Source organism: Volucribacter amazonae, from assembly GCF_029783845.1.
In the GTDB taxonomy this organism is placed as follows: domain Bacteria; phylum Pseudomonadota; class Gammaproteobacteria; order Enterobacterales; family Pasteurellaceae; genus Volucribacter; species Volucribacter amazonae.
The window spans coordinates 2,442,091-2,466,388 of record NZ_LWID01000001.1 but is presented as its reverse complement, the minus strand read 5'-3'; the positions used below and the strand labels follow the sequence as shown (position 1 = coordinate 2,466,388).

25 protein-coding genes are annotated in these 24,298 nt (G+C 38.5%); 22 read left to right on the top strand and 3 right to left on the bottom strand.

Annotated elements, in window-relative coordinates:
* The first annotated feature begins 266 nt into the window (after nucleotides 1–266).
* From A6A20_RS11840 to A6A20_RS11750, 19 genes are all read left to right on the top strand, one after another.
* On the top strand, nucleotides 267–698 hold the full coding sequence (locus A6A20_RS11840) for a putative periplasmic lipoprotein (protein WP_279573615.1): 432 nt from the start codon (nucleotides 267–269) through the stop codon (nucleotides 696–698).
* Nucleotides 698–1,435, top strand: coding sequence for a beta-ketoacyl synthase chain length factor (locus tag A6A20_RS11835; protein WP_279573614.1), 738 nt, complete (start codon nucleotides 698–700; stop codon nucleotides 1,433–1,435). The genes A6A20_RS11840 and A6A20_RS11835 overlap by 1 nt, the downstream gene beginning before the upstream one ends.
* Entirely contained in the window at nucleotides 1,420–2,187 is a 768-nt protein-coding gene (locus A6A20_RS11830) for a lysophospholipid acyltransferase family protein (protein WP_279573805.1), read from the top strand. The genes A6A20_RS11835 and A6A20_RS11830 overlap by 16 nt, the downstream gene beginning before the upstream one ends.
* Nucleotides 2,178–2,435 carry a phosphopantetheine-binding protein gene (locus A6A20_RS11825; RefSeq protein WP_279573613.1) on the top strand — a complete coding sequence of 86 codons (258 nt, stop codon included), beginning with the start codon at nucleotides 2,178–2,180 and terminating at the stop codon, nucleotides 2,433–2,435. Before A6A20_RS11830 ends, A6A20_RS11825 begins: the two co-directional genes overlap by 10 nt.
* Before the next feature lie 9 nt (nucleotides 2,436–2,444).
* Nucleotides 2,445–2,696, top strand: coding sequence for an acyl carrier protein (locus A6A20_RS11820; RefSeq protein ID WP_279573612.1), 252 nt, complete (start codon nucleotides 2,445–2,447; stop codon nucleotides 2,694–2,696).
* 4 nt (nucleotides 2,697–2,700) lie between these two features.
* Nucleotides 2,701–4,365: an ApeI family dehydratase gene (locus A6A20_RS11815; protein WP_279573611.1), complete on the top strand. Its 1,665-nt coding sequence runs from the start codon at nucleotides 2,701–2,703 to the stop codon at nucleotides 4,363–4,365.
* A 2-nt stretch (nucleotides 4,366–4,367) separates the two neighbouring features.
* Nucleotides 4,368–4,931, top strand: a complete 564-nt coding sequence (locus A6A20_RS11810) for a COG4648 family protein (protein WP_279573610.1) — start codon at nucleotides 4,368–4,370, stop codon at nucleotides 4,929–4,931.
* A complete protein-coding gene (locus A6A20_RS11805) occupies nucleotides 4,921–6,258 on the top strand; it encodes an AMP-binding protein (RefSeq protein WP_279573609.1) in 1,338 nt (445 codons plus the stop codon). Before A6A20_RS11810 ends, A6A20_RS11805 begins: the two co-directional genes overlap by 11 nt.
* A complete protein-coding gene (locus tag A6A20_RS11800) occupies nucleotides 6,251–6,979 on the top strand; it encodes a glycosyltransferase family 2 protein (protein ID WP_279573608.1) in 729 nt (242 codons plus the stop codon). The genes A6A20_RS11805 and A6A20_RS11800 overlap by 8 nt, the downstream gene beginning before the upstream one ends.
* Complete coding sequence (locus A6A20_RS11795; protein ID WP_279573607.1) at nucleotides 6,969–7,895, top strand: LpxL/LpxP family acyltransferase; 927 nt, start codon at nucleotides 6,969–6,971, stop codon at nucleotides 7,893–7,895. Before A6A20_RS11800 ends, A6A20_RS11795 begins: the two co-directional genes overlap by 11 nt.
* Nucleotides 7,896–7,897: 2 nt before the next feature.
* Nucleotides 7,898–8,356: an acyl-CoA thioesterase gene (locus A6A20_RS11790; protein ID WP_279573804.1), complete on the top strand. Its 459-nt coding sequence runs from the start codon at nucleotides 7,898–7,900 to the stop codon at nucleotides 8,354–8,356.
* On the top strand, nucleotides 8,353–8,937 hold the full coding sequence (locus A6A20_RS11785) for a LolA family protein (protein WP_279573606.1): 585 nt from the start codon (nucleotides 8,353–8,355) through the stop codon (nucleotides 8,935–8,937). The genes A6A20_RS11790 and A6A20_RS11785 overlap by 4 nt, the downstream gene beginning before the upstream one ends.
* A gap of 287 nt (nucleotides 8,938–9,224) precedes the next feature.
* A complete protein-coding gene (locus tag A6A20_RS11780) occupies nucleotides 9,225–10,508 on the top strand; it encodes an ATP-binding protein (protein WP_279573605.1) in 1,284 nt (427 codons plus the stop codon).
* Nucleotides 10,509–10,522: 14 nt separating this feature from the next.
* Nucleotides 10,523–12,823 carry an MMPL family transporter gene (locus tag A6A20_RS11775; RefSeq protein WP_279573604.1) on the top strand — a complete coding sequence of 767 codons (2,301 nt, stop codon included), beginning with the start codon at nucleotides 10,523–10,525 and terminating at the stop codon, nucleotides 12,821–12,823.
* Nucleotides 12,824–12,881: 58 nt separating this feature from the next.
* Nucleotides 12,882–13,370, top strand: a complete 489-nt coding sequence (locus A6A20_RS11770) for a hypothetical protein (protein ID WP_279573603.1) — start codon at nucleotides 12,882–12,884, stop codon at nucleotides 13,368–13,370.
* 8 nt (nucleotides 13,371–13,378) lie between these two features.
* Nucleotides 13,379–14,596: a beta-ketoacyl-ACP synthase gene (locus tag A6A20_RS11765; RefSeq protein WP_279573602.1), complete on the top strand. Its 1,218-nt coding sequence runs from the start codon at nucleotides 13,379–13,381 to the stop codon at nucleotides 14,594–14,596.
* On the top strand, nucleotides 14,593–15,060 hold the full coding sequence (locus A6A20_RS11760) for a hotdog family protein (protein ID WP_279573803.1): 468 nt from the start codon (nucleotides 14,593–14,595) through the stop codon (nucleotides 15,058–15,060). Before A6A20_RS11765 ends, A6A20_RS11760 begins: the two co-directional genes overlap by 4 nt.
* Nucleotides 15,053–15,781 (top strand): 3-oxoacyl-ACP reductase FabG, encoded by a 729-nt coding sequence (gene fabG / locus A6A20_RS11755; RefSeq protein WP_279573601.1) that lies wholly within the window; start codon nucleotides 15,053–15,055, stop codon nucleotides 15,779–15,781. Before A6A20_RS11760 ends, fabG begins: the two co-directional genes overlap by 8 nt.
* Nucleotides 15,782–15,801: 20 nt before the next feature.
* A complete protein-coding gene (locus A6A20_RS11750; RefSeq protein WP_279573600.1) occupies nucleotides 15,802–17,034 on the top strand; it encodes a beta-ketoacyl-ACP synthase in 1,233 nt (410 codons plus the stop codon).
* Nucleotides 17,035–17,071: 37 nt separating this feature from the next.
* Here the strand turns inward: A6A20_RS11750 and A6A20_RS11745 are convergent, their stop codons facing one another.
* Together A6A20_RS11745 and mpl are read right to left on the bottom strand one after the other, a co-directional pair.
* Complete coding sequence (locus A6A20_RS11745) at nucleotides 17,072–18,874, bottom strand: monovalent cation:proton antiporter-2 (CPA2) family protein (RefSeq protein ID WP_279573599.1); 1,803 nt, start codon at nucleotides 18,872–18,874, stop codon at nucleotides 17,072–17,074.
* Between the two features lie 49 nt (nucleotides 18,875–18,923).
* Nucleotides 18,924–20,294: a UDP-N-acetylmuramate:L-alanyl-gamma-D-glutamyl-meso-diaminopimelate ligase gene (mpl, locus tag A6A20_RS11740; protein WP_279573598.1), complete on the bottom strand. Its 1,371-nt coding sequence runs from the start codon at nucleotides 20,292–20,294 to the stop codon at nucleotides 18,924–18,926.
* Nucleotides 20,295–20,585: 291 nt separating this feature from the next.
* Here mpl and fbp point away from each other — a divergent pair, with 291 nt between their 5' ends.
* From fbp to A6A20_RS11725, 3 genes are all read left to right on the top strand, one after another.
* Nucleotides 20,586–21,605, top strand: coding sequence for a class 1 fructose-bisphosphatase (fbp, locus tag A6A20_RS11735; protein ID WP_279573597.1), 1,020 nt, complete (start codon nucleotides 20,586–20,588; stop codon nucleotides 21,603–21,605).
* 226 nt (nucleotides 21,606–21,831) lie between these two features.
* On the top strand, nucleotides 21,832–22,374 hold the full coding sequence (locus A6A20_RS11730; protein ID WP_279573596.1) for a TetR/AcrR family transcriptional regulator: 543 nt from the start codon (nucleotides 21,832–21,834) through the stop codon (nucleotides 22,372–22,374).
* A 145-nt stretch (nucleotides 22,375–22,519) separates the two neighbouring features.
* Nucleotides 22,520–23,194, top strand: coding sequence for a hypothetical protein (locus tag A6A20_RS11725; RefSeq protein ID WP_279573595.1), 675 nt, complete (start codon nucleotides 22,520–22,522; stop codon nucleotides 23,192–23,194).
* 50 nt (nucleotides 23,195–23,244) lie between these two features.
* Here the strand turns inward: A6A20_RS11725 and A6A20_RS11720 are convergent, their stop codons facing one another.
* Nucleotides 23,245–24,291: a flavin monoamine oxidase family protein gene (locus A6A20_RS11720; protein WP_279573594.1), complete on the bottom strand. Its 1,047-nt coding sequence runs from the start codon at nucleotides 24,289–24,291 to the stop codon at nucleotides 23,245–23,247.
* Nucleotides 24,292–24,298: the final 7 nt, after the last annotated feature.

The window sequence follows — 24,298 nt, the reverse complement described above, 5'->3', positions numbered from 1 at the left end:
AAAAGAAGTCTTAGGACTTCTTTTTTATCTTTAGGGCATTTCATTCCTAATCATTCATATAAGATTCTTTATTGCTATATCTTTTAATTTAAATCCGCATTATGATCTAGCATTCAAGCTATTAGCCAATTATAATATCTACTCGTTTTTATAGTCGTCCCACTTTAAAATAAGCACGTATCGCCTTGCCTTATCTTAAATTGAAACGGCTATATTAAGATAAAATACAAATTATTGATTAACCCAATATCAAGCGAAAAATAGCGATGAAAAAATCTATTTATTCCTTAATTATGACATTATTACTCACTGCTTGTGCCACAGGTATTACAGATGAACAACCTGTGGTAGCAGGTCATTACATTAAAAATTTATGTGTAAATGGAAACTTTCGTGCTGTGCCTAAGGATTTTCTACCAAGTTTAGAAACAAGCCTTCAACGCAAAGGAATGAATATCGTTAAAGCCTCAGAAGATGAACAACAGATCCAATGTGATTATTTAATACGTTTCAAAGGCAAAGGCAATAAACGTATTCTAGCTATGGTTAAAGTGGATGTTATCGATCTCAAGAATGGCAAAAATAATATCGGTACAGTGCTTTATGAACGTCGTGGCGAAGAAAAAGCAAGAGTAAAAGAGTTGAGCTTACAAGGGCAAACTGATCTTATTATTAATCATTTATTTAAAAATTACTAATGAATAATCTTATTTCTCAATTTCATTTTAATCTCACTGACTGGCATATTGCCACCGATCATCAATTATCCCAACAAGACTGGATAGTTGATGATCTTAATCATTGGTATCAAGGATTAGAAAAAACCTCGCCTACCCTAAATTTTTTGCCTCCATTAAAACGACGTAGGCTAAGTGGTTCAGCCCGTTTATTTATTGATACTGTCTGGCAATTAGTAAAAGACAATGCCAATATTCCTGTGGTTTATGCCTCGACTAATGGTGAAATTACACGTAATTTTGAATTATGGCAATCGCTATTACAAGAAGGTGATGTATCACCTACGTCCTTTAGTTTATCAGTGCATAATGCCTTAGTAGGACAATGGTCAGAATTACGTCAAGTTAAAACCGAAACAACCGCAATTTCCGTCAGAATTGATAGCCTAGAAATTGCTTTATTAGAGGCTTATTTATTATTACAAGAAGGGGCAAAACAAGTATTAGTGGTACTTGCCGAATCTCCATTATCCGACAAATATAATCCTCAACCCGTTTATCGTCAGCCCTTTGGTTATGCTTTGAGCTTTATTGTTGAGCAAGGCAATGATTATCAGCTTAGTTTAATCAATGCCCCTTTAACCAATAAAATCAATATGGATAATGCCTTACTATGGGTAAGAAATCATCACTTAGCGGTGAATCAATGGCAAGCACCGAATGGTCAAGGAGGGCATTGGCTATGGGAAAGAAAATAAATTATTTACAACGTTTAATTGCAACAGGATTAGCTTTTTTATTTTGGGGAATTGCTGGAGCATTATCCCAACTTCTACTCTATCCCTATGCTAAAAGAACTGATTTCGCTAGCCATTTAAAAATAAGAAAAATCGTGGGTAAAATTTGGCTGTATTTTATTCGTTATCTCCAATGGTCGGGCGTGTTGGAAGTAAAATATGTGGGATTTGAACGCTTGGGGCAAGCAGGACAATTAGTTATCGCTAACCACCCATCACTCTTAGATGTGGTCTTAATTCTATCGCAAAAACCTGAATTAAATTGTATCGTTAAACAGGATTTACTAAATAATCCTACAATGCGTAATCAAATTTTAGCCTGTGGTTTTTTACCTAATAACCAATCTTTAGAATTATTAGATGACTGTGATCGGGTTTTACAACAACAAGCCTTATTATTATTTCCCGAAGGAACAAGAACAGGTTGGGATAATGTGGTAAAATTAAATCGTGGTGCGGTATCTATTGGCTTGCGTAGTGCGAAAATCATTACCCCAGTGGTAATAAAAATGTCGCCGTTAGCCTTAAAAAAGGGGCAACCTTGGTATAAAATCCCACCACAAAAAATGTGTTATCAATTTATTGTTGGTGAAGATATTGATCCACAACAATGGTTAAAAGACACATCAATCCCAATGGCTTCACGCCGTTTAACCAAACATTTAGAAGATTATTTTAACTCCGCAACTAAGGATAATAACAAATGGAACTAGAACAACAACTTAAACAACTTATTATTGATAGCCTTGCTCTTGAGGATATTCATATTGACGATATTGAAAATGATATGCCATTATTTAGTCAAGAGGGACTAGGACTAGATTCTGTTGATGCTCTTGAACTCGGCTTAGCCATTCAAAAAAAATTTAATTTCCAATTAGAAAGTGAACAACAAGAATTGAGAAATCATTTTACTAGCGTTGCAACATTAGCGAATTTTATTCGTTCACGTCAAGGTTAAGGAGAATATATGACAGAACAACAAATCCAAACCTTACTTACTGAGGCATTACATCAATTATTTGAGATTGATCCCAATAAAATTACGCCCACTACCCATTTATATGAAGATTTAGAAATTGATAGTATTGATGCCATTGATTTAATTGATTATATCAAGCGAAAAACGGGGCATAAATTACAAGCGGAAGATTTCCGTAATGTGCGTACCGTTGATGATGTAGTACAAGCAGTATTAAAAATCAGCCAAAATAATCCTTAATAATATGCTGACCTATCGCCCTGAAGATTTCATCGCTGATAACCCCGTTTGGCGTTATCAAGATTTTGCTTATCGAGCAAATCAAATCGCTTATACCTTACAGCAACAGCATATTCAGGCTGTTGCTGTATGGTTTGAAGATGCCGCAAAATTGGCTTGCTTTATGCTCGCCGCTTGGCAAGCAAAAGTGCGGTTAGTTTTTCCACCAAATTTAAATCAAGAAAGTATCACTTGGCTAACACAACATAGCCAAATTTTACTTACTGATATGCCAATTGAAACAATCCCCCCCCTTAAAATAGAGGTGGTGGATTTTGTACAATTTGGGCAAGGCACTGTGTGCAATACTCAACAACATTTTCAATTCCCTAATGATGTGGAAATTTGGTTACAAACATCGGGTAGCACAGGTAAATCTAAAACCATTATCAAAACTGCCCAACAATTATGGCTTGGTGCTAAAGTCTTAGCAAATAGCTTGCCACTAGATACAGATAATCATATTACCGCCATTAGTACAGTGAGTATTCAACATATTTATGGACTTACTGTACATATTATGATGTCCCTAGCTAAAGGTTGGCAAATTGATCGTAAGCAACAATATTACCCTGAATCCGTTTTTGCTACGGCACAACAAAGCCAACAAGCGGTACTAATCAGTAGCCCTACTCTGTTAAGCCATATTGATTGGGCAAAACAACCTCCGCATCATTATTTATTAGCTGTTATTTCTTCAGGCGGTGCATTAGCAGAGTCCCTTTCCCAACAAATTCGCCAAACCTTGCAAAAACCTGTGATTGAAATTTATGGTAGTACAGAAACAGGTCCTATCGCTATTCGTGATGATATTCAGCTTTGGCAACCTTTACCTGATAGCCAATTAGGCTGTTCCACTGAGGGAACATTATGGATTGAGGGAGCTTGGTTAGGTCAACGGGAACAAACCGCCGATGTGGTTGAATTTCATAACAAGGGATTTAAATTACTTGGGCGTAATGATCGTATTGTAAAATTAAGTGATAAACGCATTTCTCTTATTCAAGTAGAAAATCAACTACAAAAACACCTTTTTGTTGATGATTGTTATATCGCCCCTCATCCACAACAAGATCGCTTAGCTGCTTGGGTTGCCCTTACCCCACAAGGGATTGATTATTTTCGTGAAAATGGACGTAACGCTACGTTAAATCAGTTAAAACAATCTTTACAAACAACCTTTGCACCACAAGCTATACCAAGATTTTGGCGATTAACTGATAAACTGCCACGTAATAGCCAAGCAAAAATTAATAAATTACAATTTAATCAAATTTGTATTGAACAAATAAAAGATCCTATTTGGTTAGAGAAAAAATTTGAAAAACAGACCGCACTTTGTTGTGCAAAAGTGCCTTTAGAATTGATTTATTTAAAGGATCATTTCGCTCAATTTCCATTAGTTCCCGGTGTCATTGAACTACAATGGATACAAGAGCAAATCAATACATTAATACAAAAAAATGTGGTTATTCAACAAATTAGCAAGTTAAAATTTCAAAAATTCTTGCGTCCCAATGATATTTTTGAATTAACATTAACTTGGCAGCCAGATAAACATAGAGTTATTTTTACTATGCTTAGTGCTGATGAAATTTGTTGTAGTGGCATAGCACATTATACGGAATAGTGATGCCCAATAAGTCCCTCTGTCTTAGCATCGTCAATATACTACTTTTTTTAGTCGGTGCTTGTTACCCCATTATTTGGCTGATAAATCATCACGCTGAGGCATTATTTTATTTGCCTTGGTGTTTAAGCCTATTATGGTTAATCAAAGGTATTCTACAAACAAAGCAACAACGCTATTTTGCTTATGTCTTAGCCATAATATTGGCTTTTGTAGGGGTTAATAAGGCCAATCAAATGATGTATTGGTATCCTGTTATAATTAATGGATTAATGTTAATCCTATTTGCGGGTAGTTTATTTACCTCACAATCCTTAGTAGAACGCCTTGCCCGATTAAGTACACCAAACCTTAATGCCCAAGGTGTGATCTATACATATCGTGTAACATTACTATGGTGTGCGGTGTTTAGTTTTAATTTATTAGTAACCATTTGGTTTATTATGCAAGAAAATTATCAATATTGGGCATATTATACTGGCGTGGTATCCTATATCATTATTGCGATTGTAATGCTAAGCGAATGGCTAATACGACAACGAGTAAAAAAACAATATGAACAATAAACAATCACTTTATGACAATTATCCTGATGACAAAATTATTGCGTTAAATCCAACTTGGACTTGGCAACAATTTTGCTCTCGTAGTTGGCAAATTTATCATCAATTCAAACAAGATAAGATTCAATCTGTGGCGTTAATCTTGGAAGACTATGCTATGCAAACTTGCGTTATGCTTGCTTGTTTTAACGCTAATGTTACCCTTTTACTACCACCCCATTTACTGGATGACAATGTAGAATGGATCGAACAAAACGCTCAATTATTATTAACCGATGATAATATAAAATACTATGGTATAGACCAACCTAGCGAAAGCCCTTTGCCTATCATTGATAAACACAAGCAAAGCCAAGTCTGGCAAAAAACCTCTGGTAGTACAGGCAAACCTAAAATTTCAGTCATTAGTGCCGAAAAAATGTGGATTGAAGTAGAGGCTATCTACGCTGCTTTGCCCTTTAAACAAGCAAGACCTTTTCATTTAGTATCTAGTGTTTCCGCACAACATCGTTATGGGCTAATTTTTTGTACATTATTACCATTAAGAATGGGCTGGACATTGTCCCATCAACAACAACATTATCCTGAATTTATGCTTGAAGAAAGCCTAAAAGCCTCCTCAAGTATTTGGATTACTAGCCCCACTTTACTTAATAATCTCAATTTAGCCAATCAAAAATTAGCCAATTGTGGCGTGCATAGCATTATTTCCGCTGGTGGTGCGTTATCGCCTGATATCGCTCGTCAAATTGAAACTGCACTTCATTGCCAAGTTATAGAATGTTATGGCAGTACAGAAACGGGTACTATTGCCTTTAAAAATACAGAGGAAAATTGGCAAGCAACCCCTTTAACTCAAGTCGGTATTACCAAACAAGGAACATTATGGGTGGAATCCCCTTGGCAAAACCAACGAGAAGAAACTGCCGATGCAGTGGAATTTGATGAAAATCAACAGTTTAAGCTATTAGGACGTATCGATCGCATCGTGAAATTTGGCGATAAACGTATCTCACTAGTACATATTGAACAACAAATATTATCGCACCCTTGGGTCGCCGATTGTTATATTGCACAACACCCTCGTCATTTTCGCCCAGCTGCCTGGCTCGCTCTTTCGCCACAAGGACAGCAAATACTTGCTCAATCAGGTAAAATTTTTGTACAAAAAACCTTATGTCAGTATTTAGCAAAATCACAAGAAAGTATCGCTATTCCAAGATATTGGCGTTTTGCAGATAAACTACCAAGAAATAGCCAAGCGAAAATTTCCCGCCAAGCCTTTGAACAAGTGTTCCTTAATAAAGCACAGGATACGGATAATGGATAATACCCTCGTCATTATTCCCCATTATAACCATTCCACCACCATAAATGAGGTGGTAAAACAGGTTACTGACTTAGGGCTAGCCGTTTTAATCGTTGATGATGGTTCAAATCCCGAACATAAAAATCAGTTACACTCCTTAGCCAAGCAACCTATGGTTAGCCTCCATTTTTGCCCAACAAACCAAGGCAAAGGGGCTGCTATGAAAATCGGTTTCCAATTAGCCGCAAAATCAGGTTATCGTTATGCCATTCAAGTTGATGCCGATGGGCAACATCAACTTTCAGACATTACCAAAATGCTTGAACAAATAAAAGCTACTCCCGATGTCTTAATTTGTGGTCGCCCAATTTATGGCGATGATGCTCCTAAATCACGTTTATATGGACGTAAAATTACTAACTTTTGGAATGCTATTCATACCCATTCTTGTCAAATAAAAGACGGAATGTGCGGATTTCGCCTTTATCCACTGGTACATATTATTCCCCTTATTGAACAAGAATTTATTGGCAATCGAATGGATTTTGATATTGAAATATTAGTCAAAGCCTATTGGCATAACATTCCCATTGTTTGGTTAGATACTCCTATTCGCTACCAAGCAGAGGGGATATCGCACTTTAAAATGTGGCGTGATAATTGGCAAATTAGTAAAATGCACACTCGTTTATTTTTCACAATGCTATACCGATTATGTACAGGAAAAACAAATGGCAAATAAACATTGGTCAAAACAACAAGAACGAGGCAATGCCTTAGGCTTAAACATCATTCGCCTCGTAGTAAAATATTGTCCACTTTGGCTAATTCGTTTTGTTACATTTACTGTAGTTTGCTATTTTTTTGTTACCTCGCCACAAGCCAGAAAAAATATTAAACAATATCAACAAAATCTAACCCATTATGATCCTAAAGTGAAACTCGGACGCTTTTCCGTATTCAAACAATTCCTTGCCTTTGGCGAATCTATTATTGATCGCTTTGCCATTTGGCAACATCGCCTTTCCCCAGAACAAATTATTATTGATGATGCGGATAATCTTTCCCCTCAAATGGACGGTTCTGGCAGAGGACAATTAGTGGTTTGCTCGCATTTTGGTAATACAGAAATTTGCCTTACCTTAATTGGTCAAGGACAATACCAACATTTTCATCTCAATGCGTTAGTCTATAATCGCCATGCAGAAATCTTTAATCAAACCTTAGCTCAAGCAGGGGCAAATACCCTACCTTTTATCCAAGTGGATAGCCTTGATGCACAAAAAATGTTTGAAATTCATCAACGTATTGAGCAAGGAGAATGGTTAGCCATTGCCGCTGATCGTACCCCAATTAGGGGAGAAAAAAGTTTGCCCATTTCATTTTTAGGACAATATGCAGAATTTCCCCAAGGTGCTTGGTTACTTGCCAGTATCCTAAAAATTCCCATTAATACCGTATTCTGCTTAAAAGAAAATGGCAAATATCGTTTTAAAGTTCGCCGATTTTTACCTGAAATAACAGGAAGTGGTAAACAACGTGAACAACATATTGCTATAGCAATGCAAAAATATGCTGATCTATTAGCTGAAGAATGTCGCCAAAATCCTCTACTTTGGTTTAATTTTTACGATTTTTGGAATAAAGGTAACAAATGAAAATAAAAAAACATCAATATTGCCAACATCAATCAGAATATGAAATCCCCTTTTTTGATGTAGATTCGATGAATATTATGTGGCATGGTAACTATGTAAAGTATTTAGAAATGGCACGCTGTGCGTTTCTCGCCGAAATTGGTTATACCTACGATGTGATGCCACAAAAAGGTTATGGCTGGCCAGTGGTACAACTTAATATAAAATATATAAAACCCAGTTTATTTCGGCAAAAAATTCGTGTTGAACTTGCTGTGGTGGAATATGAAAGCTGTTTTCGTGTGAATTATGTTATCTTTGACGCACAAACACAACAAAAATTAACCACTGCCACCACAACTCAAGTCGCCGTTGATATTCATAGCAAAGAAATGCAATTACAAACCCCATTATGTTGGCGTAATGCTATTGAACAACACCCTAGTTTTAAGCCATTAGACACATCAAAGGAAAAGCAATGAAAAAAATTCTATGTTTATTACTCTGCCTTATTAGCAATTACAGCTTTGCTCTTACCGAGCATGAATTAATGGCGTTACTGCAACAACCTAAAAACCTGCAAGGCCAGTTTACTCAACAACGCTATCTCAATAATCTTTCTCAACCCATGACTACCAGTGGCGAATTTACCCTTGTTGCCCAACAAGGTTTACTATGGCAAATGGAAAAGCCTTTTAATCATTTATTAAAAGTAACACCACAAGGTATTATGCAATGGAACGGGCAGCAATGGATCGCTAATTCACATCTCGCTCAAAAAGAACAAATTAAACTTTTCCTTGGCTTACTTTCTGGCGATCTTAGCCCACTAAAATCGCAATTTCATCTACAATTAAACGGCACGCCCCAACAATGGCAACTTGAACTACATCCCCATAGTCTTATTATGCAAAAAATATTTCAAAAAATTGAAATTAGTGGCGATCAATATGTCAGAACAATCCATTTAATTGAACAACAAGGCGATAAAACAGAAATATCCTTTGAACAAATTCAACAGGATATTCCCTTATCTGAATTTATTCAAAAAAGTTTGTTCTAACAAAGGGGGCTAATCCCCCCTTTAATTAGAACAGCACTAATGTACGGCAAGGTGCAACCTTATCTTATTTTTAATTGAAACGACTATAAAAGAAAAAATCCCCAAAACCAACCGCACTTTGCTCATTTCCTTTAGAAAAACGTGGCGGCTAACCATTCTTTCCTTTGAAAAAAGGTTAAATTAATCATTTTTTCCTTTGGAAAAATGTATAAACTAATCATTTTTTCCTTTGAAAAAATGTATTTTACTTTTAAAATAACGACTAAACATAGTCAGAAAGGAAAATTATGCAACGAAAAATTACTCACTCCTTAGAAAAATGGAAAACAAAATCTCATCGCAAACCACTTATTATCCAAGGAGCAAGACAAGTAGGAAAAACTTGGATAATGAAACACTTTGGCGAGCAATTTTTTGATAAAGTAGCCTATATCAATTTTGATAATAATCCCCGTATGCAAACATTATTTGCCACTGATTACAATATTGAGCGATTAATCTTGGGACTAAAAATTGAAAGTGGTGTGGATATTCAAGCGGAAAACACGCTCATTATTTTTGATGAAATTCAAGAAGTCCCCAATGCCTTATCATCGCTGAAATATTTTTATGAAAACGCACCGCACTTTTATATTATCGCCGCAGGATCACTACTCGGCGTGTCTTTACATCAAGGTGTTTCCTTTCCTGTTGGCAAAGTAGATTTTCTTCCCCTTTATCCTATGGATTTTCATGAATTTTTAATTGCACTTGGTGAACAAAATCTTGTGCAATTATTAACGGATCAAGATTGGACGTTAATTTCAACCATGAAAACCCGTTATATTCATCTTCTTCGTCAATATTATTATGTTGGTGGTATGCCTGAGGCGGTAAAAGTATTTGTAGAAACACAAAATATGGAAGAAGTTCGCCAAATACAACGCAATTTACTGATTGCCTATGAACAAGATTTCTCTAAACATATCCACGATGGACACAGCGTACAAAAAGTACGAGCAATTTGGTCATCAATCCCCGAACAACTTGCCAAAGAAAATAAAAAATTTACTTATTCACAATTACAAAAAGGGGCAAGAAGTAAAGATTATGAGATTGCTTTGCAATGGCTTAAAGATAGTGGCTTAGTACATCAAATTCAGCGTATAAAAAAACCGCATTTACCCCTATCAGCCTATCAAGATAATGCCTTTAAATTGTACGGTTTAGACGTAGGACTACTTGCTGCTCAAAGCCATTTAGATGCTAAGGTATTGCTAGAAGGTAGCCGTATTTTTACTGAATTTAAAGGAGCCTTAACTGAACAATATGTGTTACAACAACTTATTGCAACCCAAAACAATCCCGTTTTCTATTGGGTAAACGAAAAAGGCACTGCTGAGGTTGATTTTGTGCTACAACGTGAACAAGCCATACTCCCCATAGAAGTAAAAGCAGAGGAAAATTTAAAATCAAAAAGTCTAAAAGTCTATGTAGATAAATTTAATCCAAAGCAAGCCTTTCGCTTTTCAATGTCAGATTTTATACAGCAGGATTGGGTAACCAATATTCCATTGTATGGGATTATTTGATAAGGAAAGAAAGAATGTCAAAACGCACCGCACTTCGCTGTTTATACCCTGTTTTTTTACTGATTAACTTGGGCTTGTTGGCTTTATTTATTTATCAAGGGAATTGGCTACAAACTGATCTGCAAGCGGTTTTGCCTCAAGATAGGACTTGGTCAAAGATACAACAACTTGCGGATAAACAACAGGAAACACAGTTAAATCGTCAAGTCATTGCGTTAATTGGGGGGATTAGTGATGAACAGCAAGTATTACATTTAACCGAACAAATTAGCCAACAATGGCAACAATCGGGTTTATTTAGTCAAGTCAATGGGATTTATCAACCTCATATTGAGCAATTACAGCAACAAGCAAAAGAGTTGGCCATTGCTACCCTGCCTGAACAAATACGTCAACAGTTACAAAATGATCCTGCTCAGTATTTTAACGAATATGCTCAACGGCTTGCTAATCCCTTTGCAGGTTATTCGTTACTCCCATTAAGTCAAGATTGGTTGGGGTTTAGCCAATTTGTCTTGCAACAATCACAAGGGCAATCCCCTATTCAATGGAATCCAACTTCTGGGTTATTGTATGTAATGCAAGAAAATAAGCTATGGGGTTTACTGAGAGCGGAACTGACCAACAGCAACAGCATTAATCCACCTATTGAGTTACTCTCATTGATCCAATCTTCTGAACACCTAGCTCAACAGCAACAGGCACAACTACTCGCTACGGGGGCTATGTTATTTTCCGCTCAAGCCAAACTGCAAGCGGAACAAGAAAGTCAATGGCTTAGTTTATTAGGTATAAGTTTAACCCTATTCTTATTATTAGGCGTTTTCCGTCATTGGCGAGTACTTTGGTTATTTTTGCCTATTTTCGCAGGATTATTAACTGGCACTGTCTGCACTATCATTTTATTTGGGCAAATTCATCTACTTACCTTAGTGATTGGGACAAGTTTAATTGGATTATTGCTTGATTACCCTGTTCATTGGCTCGCCTCTGCATTAGGTAACCGCCATTGGCAAGCCTATCAAGCCATGAAAAATTTGCGTTTTACCTTTATGCTAAGTTTATTCGTTACCTTGCTAGGTTATATCACATTGGGATTAACCCATTTGCCCATTTTACAACAAACCGCTCTCTTTTCTTCGGTGGCATTAGTCATTGCTATTTTGACTAGCTTATGGCGACTTCCTGCCCATTTTCGCCATTATTCTGCCCCTGATAAACCATTATTATTTTTCCCAACCAAACAAGTGCGGTGGTTTTTATCGTTGTTTTTTTCTCGCCGTTTTTATCCAGTTAAAATGTTGGTAATAACAATCTTTGTACTAGGCGGACTAAGCCAAACACAATGGCAAGATAATATTCGCCAATGGGTCAATTTATCCCCTCAATTAGTTGCACAAGCTCAACAAATTAGACAATTAACCGAAATCAATTTAAGCCAGCAATATTTACTGTTAATTGCAGAAAATGATCAGCAATTATTAGCCAAAGATGCTCTATTAACTAAACAATTAACCCAACTTCAACAACAAGGAAAGCTCAAACATTTTCAATCACTAAGCCAATGGTTTATTTCCGAATCGGAACAACAAGCAGTTATCCACCAATTACAACAACTTACCCCCAAAGACTATCAAATTCTCTCGGTTTTAAATATTCCCCTTGACGCCATAAGTCAATCTATTCAACAACTTACACAACAGCCGACAATTTCTTTATCCTCTGCTTTAGCCACTGATTTTGGGCAGGCTTGGCAACATTTATATTTAGGGGAAATTGCCCCGCATCAAGTTGCTGCGATAATTAAAATAGAGAATAGTCAAGATCTTGCTTATTTAGCAAATCAACAAGATATTTTTTGGCAAGATAAGGCAAATCATATTAGTGAAATCTTTCAACTCACACGCAATCAAGCGGCTTGGTTAAAAATTATTTCCCTCGCATTAGCCAGTTTATTACTGGGCTATTTGTTTGGCATTAAACAAACAATAAAAATGCTAAGTGTGCCAATCTTCGCTATAATAGGCACTATCGCCACCCTTGGTTGGTTACATTTACCAGTAAGTTTATTTGCGATGTTTGGATTATTACTCGTTTCTGCCATTACCCTTGACTATACGGTTTATCTGCAAACGGCAAAAGAACCTTTATTCAATAAAAAAATTGCAGTAACATTGGCAGCAACAACAACCTTTATCTCTTTTGCCCTATTGGCAACAAGCTCTACCCCTGTGGTTGCTAGCTTTGGTTTAACCGTAAGCCTTGGCATTATTTTTGGGATAATATTGACATTTATTTTATGGCAGAAAAAATAAAGTGCGGTGGGTTTTGCAAAAATTTTATCAAAGGGAAATATCAAGAATAAGAGTTATTATGCGTACAATGAAATCCTGTTTATATCTTTTCTGCTTGATGTTAATGGGTTGTCAAGGTTTACCCCCTGTGGCACATTTACCACCGCAACCACAACAAATTCAGTTATTCAAAGTTGAACAAGTTGATCAAGATAATCAAATGAAACAAACCAGCTTATTAACTTTGCAAATTGAGCCTGAACAATGGCGTTGGATTATGAGCGATCCATTAGGAACACCCTTAGCTCGCTTACGTTTAAGCACAGCAGGTTGGCAAAATGATGGCTTTGCTCCACCCAATACGCAAGCTAAATGGCTATTTTCTGCATTAGCCACCGCTTTAAATCCACATAATCCGCCTTTTGTTTTACCGAATATGCAATTTCAAGGAACAAGCCAACAATTTCAAATTGAGCAAAAAGCAACGTGGAAAATTAAGGCTCAACCGCCTAAATACCAGCTTTTCTTAGCGGATCAAAGTATTTGGCATATAGAAAAATTAAATTAGAGGAAACAGTGAAAATATTTTTAAATAAACCTGCTATATTAAGCAGTTTAGGCGAGGGCATTGCTCAGCATATTCAATGGTTACTTAATCATCGTCTCTCACCGATCGCTTTATCAGATACCCCGTTTCGCCGTTATCAATTAAACGGAAAATCAGGTATGTTTGCCGAAGTAAACACGCCATTGCGTGCTTTTGACCACCAATTAGCCTCGCAGCATCGTAGTCGTAATAACCAATTATTATGGCATAGCTTAGCACAAATTGAAGATCAAATTGACAATGTCATAAATCAATTTGGTCAAGCCAGAGTGGCGGTAGTTATTGGTTCATCAACCACAGGGGTAGATGAAAATATTGAGGTATTTAAAGCAGGGGCAATGTCTAATGATTGGTCAACGCCTACCTTTAAACAACAACAGCAATATTTTTCTGCCCCTGCGGATTTTGTTGCCGCTCAATATGGTTTAACAGGCTTATGTTACGGTGTTTCCACCGCTTGTACTTCTGGAGCAAAAGCCTTAATGACCGCAGCACGATTACTCAAAAATGATCTCTGTGATGCCGTTATTTGTGGTGGTGTAGATAGCCTATCGCCCTTGACGATCAGCGGATTTGCCTCATTGTCTGTTCTCTCAGCTCAACAAACTAACCCTTTTTCTCTCAATAGAACAGGAATTAATCTCGGCGAGGGGGCTGCAATTTTTGTCATGACCAAAACGCCTTTACAACATGATGCCATTGAATTATTAGGTTATGGGGCAAGTAGTGATGCCTATCATATGTCCTCGCCACACCCCGAGGGCGAAGGGGCAATCGCCGCTATGCAACAAGCATTAGCCAATGCACAATTAGATGCCAAACAAATTGGCTGGGTCAATTTACATGGTACAGGTACATTACATAATGATAAAATGGAAAGTTTAGCGGTTGCCAAGGTATTAGGAACACAAGTGCTTTGTACATCAACCAAACCTTATACTGGACATACCCTCGCAGCGGCAGGTGCTATTGAGGCGGCAATATTATGGGGGATAATTAGCCAACAATACAATCCGCAAGGACAGATCCCTGCTCAATTATGGGATAAACAACGAGATCCTGAACTAGCTGCGATTAACTTGACAGATCATCATCAATACTGGGCAAATTCTCCCCGCATAGGTTTAAGTAACTCTTTTGCTTTCGGCGGTAATAATGCCGTATTAATTATGGGGGAATCAGTATAATGGATTTAACTTGCCCTATTACACATATTGCCCCACTTATTCCCCATAGTGGCGAAATGATTTTATTAGATCGTATTCTTGATTTTAGTGAAGATCATCTTATTGCTGAAGCTGAAATTCGTCCCGATCATATCTTGCTCAAAAATAATCAGCTTACCACATTGGTTAGTGCCGAAATTATGGCACAAGGCATTGCAGCTTGGGCAGGTTGTAAAGCGATCAAAGCTAATAAAGCCATTGGACTTGGTTTTTGGTTAGGTTCACGTAAATTAACCTTGCATCGTGATCACATTGCCATAGGCACATTACTTAAAATCAAAATTAAAATGTCCATTGAAGATAGCACAGGTTTTGGCGTATTTGATTGCCAATTAATGGATCAACGTAATGATGAAATAATTATTGAGGGCATACTCAATGTACTTAGCCCTCCTCAACCAGAAAGAGAAACACAAAATGACTAAGACAGTGCTTATTACAGGATCAAATCGTGGTATTGGTAAAGCCATTGCCTTACAATTAGCTCGTTCAGGTTTTGATATTGTTGTTCATTGCCGTCAAGGTACACAACAGGCTCAAGCGGTTATTGAGCAAATCAAAGCATTAGGACAACAAGCAAGATTATTACAATTTGATGTGAGTGATCGTCAAGATACCGCCAACAAACTCAATGAAGATATTGAACAATATGGGGCATATTATGGTGTTGTGCTAAATGCGGGATTAACTCGAGATAATGCCTTTCCTGCCTTGAGCGATAATGATTGGGATAGCGTATTACGCACCAATTTAGACGGTTTTTATCATGTTTTACACCCCATTATTATGCCTATGATTAGACGGCGTAAAGCAGGTAGAATTGTGTGCATTACTTCAGTATCTGGCTTAATCGGTAATCGTGGGCAAGTAAATTATAGTGCCTCTAAAGCTGGAATTATTGGTGCTGCAAAAGCCTTAGCGATTGAATTAGCCAAACGCAAAATTACGGTAAATTGTGTTGCACCTGGGTTAATTGATACCGATATTATTGATGAAAATGTCCCTGTGGAAGAGATTCTCAAAACGATCCCAATGCAACGTATGGGAAGTCCAGAAGAAGTCGCCCATACGGTGGATTTTCTTATGCACGAAAATGCCGCCTATATTACTCGCCAAGTTATCTCCGTTAATGGCGGTTTATGCTAAGGTATATGAAGGAATAAAAAATGAAACGTGTTGTTATTACAGGCATTGGTGGCATTACTGCCTTTGGTAACCATTGGCAAAGCATTAAAACTGCTTTTCAAGCCAAGAAAAATGCAGTAAAAGCCATGCAATGGGATAATTTACCCGAACTTGAGGCAAAACTTGCCGCCCCAATTCCCAATTATCAAGCACCAACACATTGGACACGCAAACAATTACGCAGTATGGGAAAGGTTTCACAACTTTGTGTTGATGCCGCTGAACGTGCCTTACAACAGGCTAATTTATGGATTGATAATCATATAGATCCACAATTATGTGATGGCAGAATGGGGGTTGCTTGTGGTTCATCTACGGGAAGTACGCAAGACACCAGAGATGTAGGCTTAATGATGTCTGGTTTAGACAATCATTTTAATGCCAATACCTATATCCGTATGATGCCACATACCACAGCTGCCAATTTAGGCATCTTTTTTGGCTTAACAGGAAGAATTATTCCTACCTCAAGTGCTTGTTCATCGGGCAGTCAAGGCATTGGTTATGCTTATGAAGCCATTAAATATGGTCTTATTCCAATGATGTTAGCGGGCGGTGGCGAAGAATTTTGCCCCTCAGAGGTTTATGTTTTTGACTCATTATATGCAGCCAGTCGCAATAATGATCACCCAAGCCAAACACCACGTCCCTATGACCGAGATCGTGATGGCTTAGTGATTGGCGAGGGAGCTTGTATATTTGTCTTAGAAGAACTGGAACACGCTCTAGCAAGGAATGCCCCTATTATTGCAGAAATTGTTGGCTATGGAGCAAATAGCGATGGAGCCCATGTTACACGCCCACAAAAAGAAACTATGCAAACCTGTATGGCACTTGCCCTAAAAGACGCTAACTTAACTCCCCCACAGATTGGTTATGTCAATGGGCATGGCACAGCAACTGAACAAGGCGATATTGCCGAAACCTTAGCCACCGCTGACTTATTTGGCAAAATTGCCATTAGCTCGCAAAAAAGTTATTTAGGTCATACTCTTGGTGCTTGTGGTGCATTAGAATCTTGGTTTTCCATTGAAATGATGCGAGATAATTGGTTTGCCCCAACGCTGAACCTTGACAATATTGATCCACGTTGCGGACAGCTGGATTATATCCAATATGAAGGAAGAAACATTTATACCGATTATGTTATGAACAATAACTTTGCTTTTGGTGGGGTAAATACTTCATTAATTTTTAAACGCTGGCAAAGCTAACTTTTTGCACACAGGCTACTACCTGTGTGCTTTTCACTCATTCCCTATTCATAATCTGCTGAATTTCAAGGGTAGTATGCTGATCTGCTTCTAAAGCAATCTTTAATAATTCCTCATTTTCAAAAGCAGAAAGTTTCGGATCATAAACTTCCGCCATTAATTTAATACTATGACGATCACGATAAAAATAAGTGCGTCCGATCTCATTAACCATTTCTGCGTCCATACCCAATGCACGCAAGGCTTTTTTACCTAATCTTACCGAGGAATCAAAGGTTTCTCGCACTTGAATATCTGCCCCAGCATTATATAAATCAAATACATGGCGGCGATCGTAAGCACGCGCCAAAATTTTTATTTGTGGATTTAATTGACGAGCTTGGCGGACAATTTGTAAGGCTTTATGTTTATCATCTAATGCCACAATTAATAACCCCGCTTGATCAATCCCTGCCGCTTTTAATAATTCCGCTCTGGTAGCATCACCATAATAGGTTTTTACCCCTAGCTTTTTCATACCTTTAATCAAAGTAGGATCTTGATCAATTACCGTTGGTTTATGCCCTGTCATCACTAATAAATGATGCACAATTTGCCCAACTCGCCCAATACCAATCAAAATAATCGGATTTTGTTCATCAATAGGATCATCTTCTGGTGGTGGGGCATTTTGGCTCAGTCGTGGCAAGATAAATTTCTTATATACCACCATAACTAAAGGGGTAAATAACATAGATAGCACCACAATAGCAGTAACATTCGCTTGGGTATCTGCATCAATTACCGCATAATTGGCAGCTGCCGTAAATAATACAAAAGCAAATTCACCACCTTGAGCCATCATAATAGCACGATCTAATGCCTCAAGATGATTTTGCTTGGTTAGGCGCGCCACCACATAAATCCCTATTCCCTTGACCAACATAAAGGCAATAACGGCGGAAATAATCAGTAACCAGTTTTGCAAGACTACCGAGAAATTTAACGACATACCTACCGCAAGGAAAAATAATCCTAACAATAAGCCACGAAAGGGTTCAACGTCCGCCTCTAATTGATGACGGAAACTGGATTCTGATAATAATACCCCAGCAACAAAGGCTCCCATTGCCATAGAAAGCCCTGCCTCTTCCATTAATAAGGCTGCTCCTAATACCACCAATAATGCAGCTGCGGTCATCACTTCACGAGATTTGGTTTTCGCCAATATTCTAAACAATGGATTTAATAGCCATAAGCCTGCCACGACTAACAATAATAATGCTCCACCCGCAATGCTTAGCGATAGCCATAAAGGTTGGCTTGAGGCAACTTTTTCTGGGGCGAGAAATGCCACAAAGGCTAATAAAGGCACAATTAATAAGTCTTCAAATAATAAAATAGAAACGATTTTTTGCCCTGATGAAGTGGTAATACTACCACGATCGCTTAATTCTTGAATGACAATGGCAGTAGAAGTCAGCACAAAGCCTGCTGCCGCAATAAACGCCACCTGCCAACTTACGCCATAAGCAATGGCGACTGCCATTAATGCCCCAATACAGGTAAAAATTTGCAATGCACCTAAGCAAAAAATATGACGGCGTAACCCCCAAATATGTGAAGGGTTCATTTCTAAACCAATCACAAACAGAAAAATTACCACGCCCAATTCCGCAATACTAATCATACCCTCTGGATCAGTAAATACTCCCAAGCCAAAAGGGCCAATAATAATGCCTGCCGCTAAATAACCAAGAATTGCCCCTAATCCAAATTTTTTAAATAAGGGGACGGCAATCACTGCCGCCGCTAATAGGGTTACCACACTCACTAAGGGACTTGCTACCTCATTCACCATAATACGCTCTTTACATTCATTTTATGTCATCAAAATAGCAAGGGCTAAATTAGCCTTGTGCCAATTTTGCTAATAATTTTTGATGAATTCCACCAAAACTGCCATTACTCATTACCAAAATATGATCGGTAGGTTGTGCCTCTTGAGCAATAAAATCCACCAATAAATCCAGATCCGCACTCCATTTTACTGGTTGAATACAATGTTTGGCGATCTCTACCACGTCCCAAGTAATATGCTCTGGTTGCAGTAAAAAAACATAATCCGCACGCACCAAAGCAGGGGCGATTTCTTCCTTATGTACCCCCATTTTCATGGTGTTTGATCGTGGTTCTAATACGGCTAAAATACGCACACCGCCACCGACTTTATCACGAAGTGCGGTCAATGTTGCAAGAATTTCGGCAGGGTGATGAGCAAAATCATCATAAACCGTAATACCATTTACTTGCCCTTTCACTTCTAAACGGCGATTCGCATTCACAAAAGAATTTAACGCCGCACAAGCCTGCTCAATCTCAATACCAATATGATGTGCCGCTGCGATTGCCATTAGGGCATTGTGCATATTATGTTGCCCCACAATAGACCAATTAACCTCTGCCACAGCTTTACCTTGATGAAACACCTGAAATTGTTGGCAATCATTGCTGATCCGCTCGGCATACCATTCCTGATGTTTTCCCACAAATTGCTGTGGCGACCAACAGCCCATAGCTAAGGTTTGTTGTACACTTTGCTCTTCCGCTTGCGACAAAATCAAGCCTGTTGCGGGCATAATACGGATCATATGATGAAATTGACGTTGAATCGCGGCTAAATCATCAAAAATATCCGCATGATCAAACCCAAGGTTATTGATAATCAAAGTACGAGGATTGTAATGCACAAATTTGGAACGCTTATCAAAAAACGCCGTATCATATTCATCAGCCTCAATCACAAAATAAGGACTTTCTTCACTAAATCTAGCCGATACCCCAAAATTCCCTGCTATACCACCAATTAAAAAGCTCGGCTTTTTACCTGACTGCTCCAAGATCCAAGTTAAAATCCCCGTTGTCGTGGTTTTGCCATGCGTCCCCGAAACCGCTAATACCCAGCGATCACGCAATACATTATCATGTAGCCATTGCGGGCCTGAAGTATAAGGCACATTATGTTCAAGGATATATTCCACACAAGGATTTCCTCGTTTCATCGCATTACCAATAATCACCATATCAGGCATAGGATCAAGCTGCGACACCTCAAAGTGCGGTATGATTTCAATATTATTTTTTGCCAAAAAAGTACTCATTGGCGGATAAACATTGGTATCAGAGCCAGTAACATAATAGCCCATTCGTTTCGCTATAATAGCGATACCCCCCATAAAAGTGCCACAGATACCCAAAATATGGAGATGTTTTTTTGTCATAATTTGTCCTAATTCATACAAATATTGAATAAAAATATGGGCGAGATCACATTCTAGACAATCTATTTCATTGATAGCTTATCGCCACTTCATCAGCTTGCTATAATAATCCAAGTTACTCGTCCAGTAAATCCATAGCCCAGTTTTTATAGTCGTTTCAATTTAAAATGAGACAAGGCGGTACGCCGAAGACAGTACAAGTAGTACGGCGAGGCGTACCAACGCTGTATCATTTTAAAGTGGAACGACTATACTATGGCTTATTCACTTAATTAAACAAAGGATAAACAAATGAAAACCCTCGGTGAATTTATTGTAGAAAAACAAGCGGAATATCCTAATGCCAAAGGTGAACTCAGTGGTATTCTTTCCTCCATTCGATTAGTGGCAAAAGTCATTCATCGTGATATCAATAAAGCAGGACTAACCAATAATATTATTGGCAATGCCGATAGCGAAAATGTACAAGGCGAAACCCAAATGAAATTGGATATTTTCGCCAACGAAACCTTTAAAAAAGCCTTAATGGCAAGGGAAGATGTGGCAGGCATTGCCTCAGAAGAAGAGGAAAACGTTGTCGCCTTTGATAGCGAACGAGGACGCAATGCCAAATACGTTATTCTTACCGATCCCCTAGACGGCTCTTCTAACATTGATGTCAATGTCGCTGTCGGCACAATTTTCTCCATTTACCGCCGTATCTCCCCCATCGGCAGCCCTGTAACCTTAGCGGATTTTATGCAGCCCGGTCATCGCCAAGTGGCAGCAGGCTATGTGGTTTATGGATCTTCCACTATGTTAGTTTATACCACAGGTAACGGTGTCAATGGTTTTACCTATGATCCGTCCCTAGGGGTATTTTGCCTCTCACACGAAAATATCAAAATTCCTGAACAAGGCAAAATCTATTCCATTAACGAGGGGCAATATCTAAAATTCCCTATGGGCGTTAAAAAATACATAAAATACTGCCAAGAAGAAGATAAAGCCACGCAACGCCCTTATACTTCCCGCTATATCGGCTCATTAGTGTCTGATTTTCATCGCAATATGCTCAAAGGTGGCATTTATATTTACCCTAATGCTACCAACTACCCAAACGGAAAATTACGCTTATTATATGAAGGCAACCCAATGGCATTTCTCGCCGAACAAGCAGGCGGACTTGCCACTGACGGTTTTCAACGGATTTTAGATATTCAACCAAGGGAGCTACACCAACGAGTGCCTTTATTTATCGGCTCAAAACAAATGGTAGAAACCGCCCAGCAATTTATGCAACAGTTCTCTGGTGATGAAAAAGGGGAATAACACTCACGATAAACATCATAACTGCATTAAATAATAAACTTAACGGCTGGCAACTTAATACTTAGGGCAAAGATCTTTTCTACTTGCCCTTTATCCACCCATATTTACAACGACGAAAATTTGCCTTCAACAAAAAACTTTGCCAAAATCCACCGCACTTGTCTAACAAAGGCTTGACAGCGTTTTAATCATTTCGCAAACTAACCTTTTAATTTTTCATTAAAAAATGATGAAAACCGATTTACGCATTATCAAAACTCATCAACATATCCGCCAAGCCTTAGTGAGTTTACTGGCAGAGCAGGATTATCATAGCATCAGCGTACAAGCCATTATTGAGCGCGCGATGGTTAATCGTTCTACCTTTTATCAACATTATCAAGGCAAAGATGATTTAGTGGCGAAAATGATTGCCGATTTCAAACAAGAATATGCCGATATTGTGCAACAACGCTTGCATACCGAATGCCTTGCGGATTTTTTTCAACGCAGCATTGCGCGCCTATATCAACAACGTCAGTTGATTTTAGCGCTGTGGCAAATTCACACCCCACGTCATCATTTGTATCAAGATATGTTGCTTATGCTCAAACAGGCTTTTAGCCAGCTCGCCGATAAGCAACAGCAACAGGTCAATGATTTTCAAGCGACTTTATTTGCTACCATTACCCTAACGGCGATGAAATATCAACTTGAGCATCAGCCGTTTAGTTTTGCTCAATTTCTTCAATATCAACAACAAATTTTTAGCATAATGCAAACCGCCTAACGATATGGGCATTTTCTGTGGTTTATCCAACAAATTTCCCTATTTTGTCGGTTTAAGCAACATTATTGTCGGTTATCATCGCTTGTTACTTCAAACCCTGTTCGTCATAATTTGCCTTGTTTTTACAGCAAAATAAGGAGTATTTATGACATTCAACGTAACCACAAAAATTAACCAACAAATTGTTAGCCGTGAACAAATCCTAGCCAAAGAATTAGAACGCAGTCGTGTTGCCTTATTATTGTTAAAAGAAAAATTAGGCGCGGACAATATACGCGAATTATTGGCAGAAGATTGTGCCGAAATGGCAGAATTATTGCGTCAATGGTCAAAAAACAGCACAACATACAAACCCAGCATTACGCTGTTAGAAGTGGAAGACCTATCTAAAGAAGAATTTCTTGGCTGGTTTCATCAAATTAATCAAGATAACCAACAAGCAAAATTATTAGGCGCAATGCCAGAACATTACTTAATTGAGCCAAAAGACAATAGCCAAGAACTCATAGAAACCATGGGCTTATATGGCAAACCCGTGCATTGCCAGTTAATTTTTGCCGACCCAGAGCAAGCGGATATTCCCCTTGATCCTGACTATGAAACACAAATGTTTGTTAAAGGCGTGCATATAGACAACGGCGAAGACATACATATCCGTGCCTTGCACGAATTTAAAAACACCGCCACAGGTATGCAAGTGAAACTCGGTATCTATTTTCCAGAACATACCCCTGATGAAATGGTAACTGGTCATCAATGGCATTTAGCCATTGAATTCAATAATTGGCTAGAACAAGCCAAAGCGGATTTAGGGAAATAAATAGGATTGTTTTTAGGTAGCCTGAAACTTTTGCAAAACCCACCGCACTTTTATAACCTCGCCACTGCTAATCTTGCACTTTCCACTGCGCCTGCAAGAAAACCTGTGAAATTAGGGGAAAATTCACTGCTAATGCCATAGAGTTTGGCTTGCCAAGGTTCAGGTAATAAGGCTATTGGGGCGGTGGGGTGGGTTAAGTGTGGGGCTTGATCCGCTGGGGTGGCGATAAAGGGATCGGTTGCCCAATCTTTTAAATAGCTTGCACGCACCGCACTTGCCGATTGCCCAAATAGGCGTATGAATTGTGCTTGGCATTGCTGTATTAGCTTATCTTCGCCTAATTGCTGACGTGCTTTGGCAGATAGTCCGATAAAGCCAAATAATGCCCCAAATGTGCCTTGTTCATCGCTAATATCGTGAACTTCTACCATCGGTCCAACTTGACTATGTGCTTGTCCTGATAGCCCTTGTTCTCGCCAAAAAGGACGATCATAAACGGCAATATATTTCGCCTGTGAAGCCATCCAAGTGGCGGTCCCTTGCCATTGTTGTTGAATTATCGGTGGCAACGCTGGAAAAAACTGGATTTGTTGCACCGCAAGGCGAGGCGGTATCGCTAGTAACACTTGACTGGCTTGATAATGTTGATTTTGGCTTTGTATATGCAGTTTTTGCCCTTGTAAATGAATGCTTTTAACCCTTTGATTAAGATAAATGTTGCGAGGGTTTAAGCCTTGAGCAAGGGCGTGAATAAGGGCGGGCATTCCGCCTTGCAAGCGTTGTCCGTCCACATAAGGGCTAGCATAGGCTTTGGCGGGTTGATGAGCCTGATATTCCATTAAAAGTTTTCCTGTGCTGGCATCAAAAGTGGTTAAGCCAAGTTGTTGGATCAGTTGATCCAATTCAGCTTGAAAATCACGCCAGTACCAAGTTGCTCCCAATTCAAGTTGATGATTATCGGTAACGGCAATGCCTTTGGCTCGTCCGCCTAATTGGCTATCCGCCTCTAACAACTGATAATTTCGCCCTTGTTGTTGCAGTAAATAGGCGGCATATAATCCGCTTATACCGCCACCAATAATGATAATGTTGTCCATTTTTCCC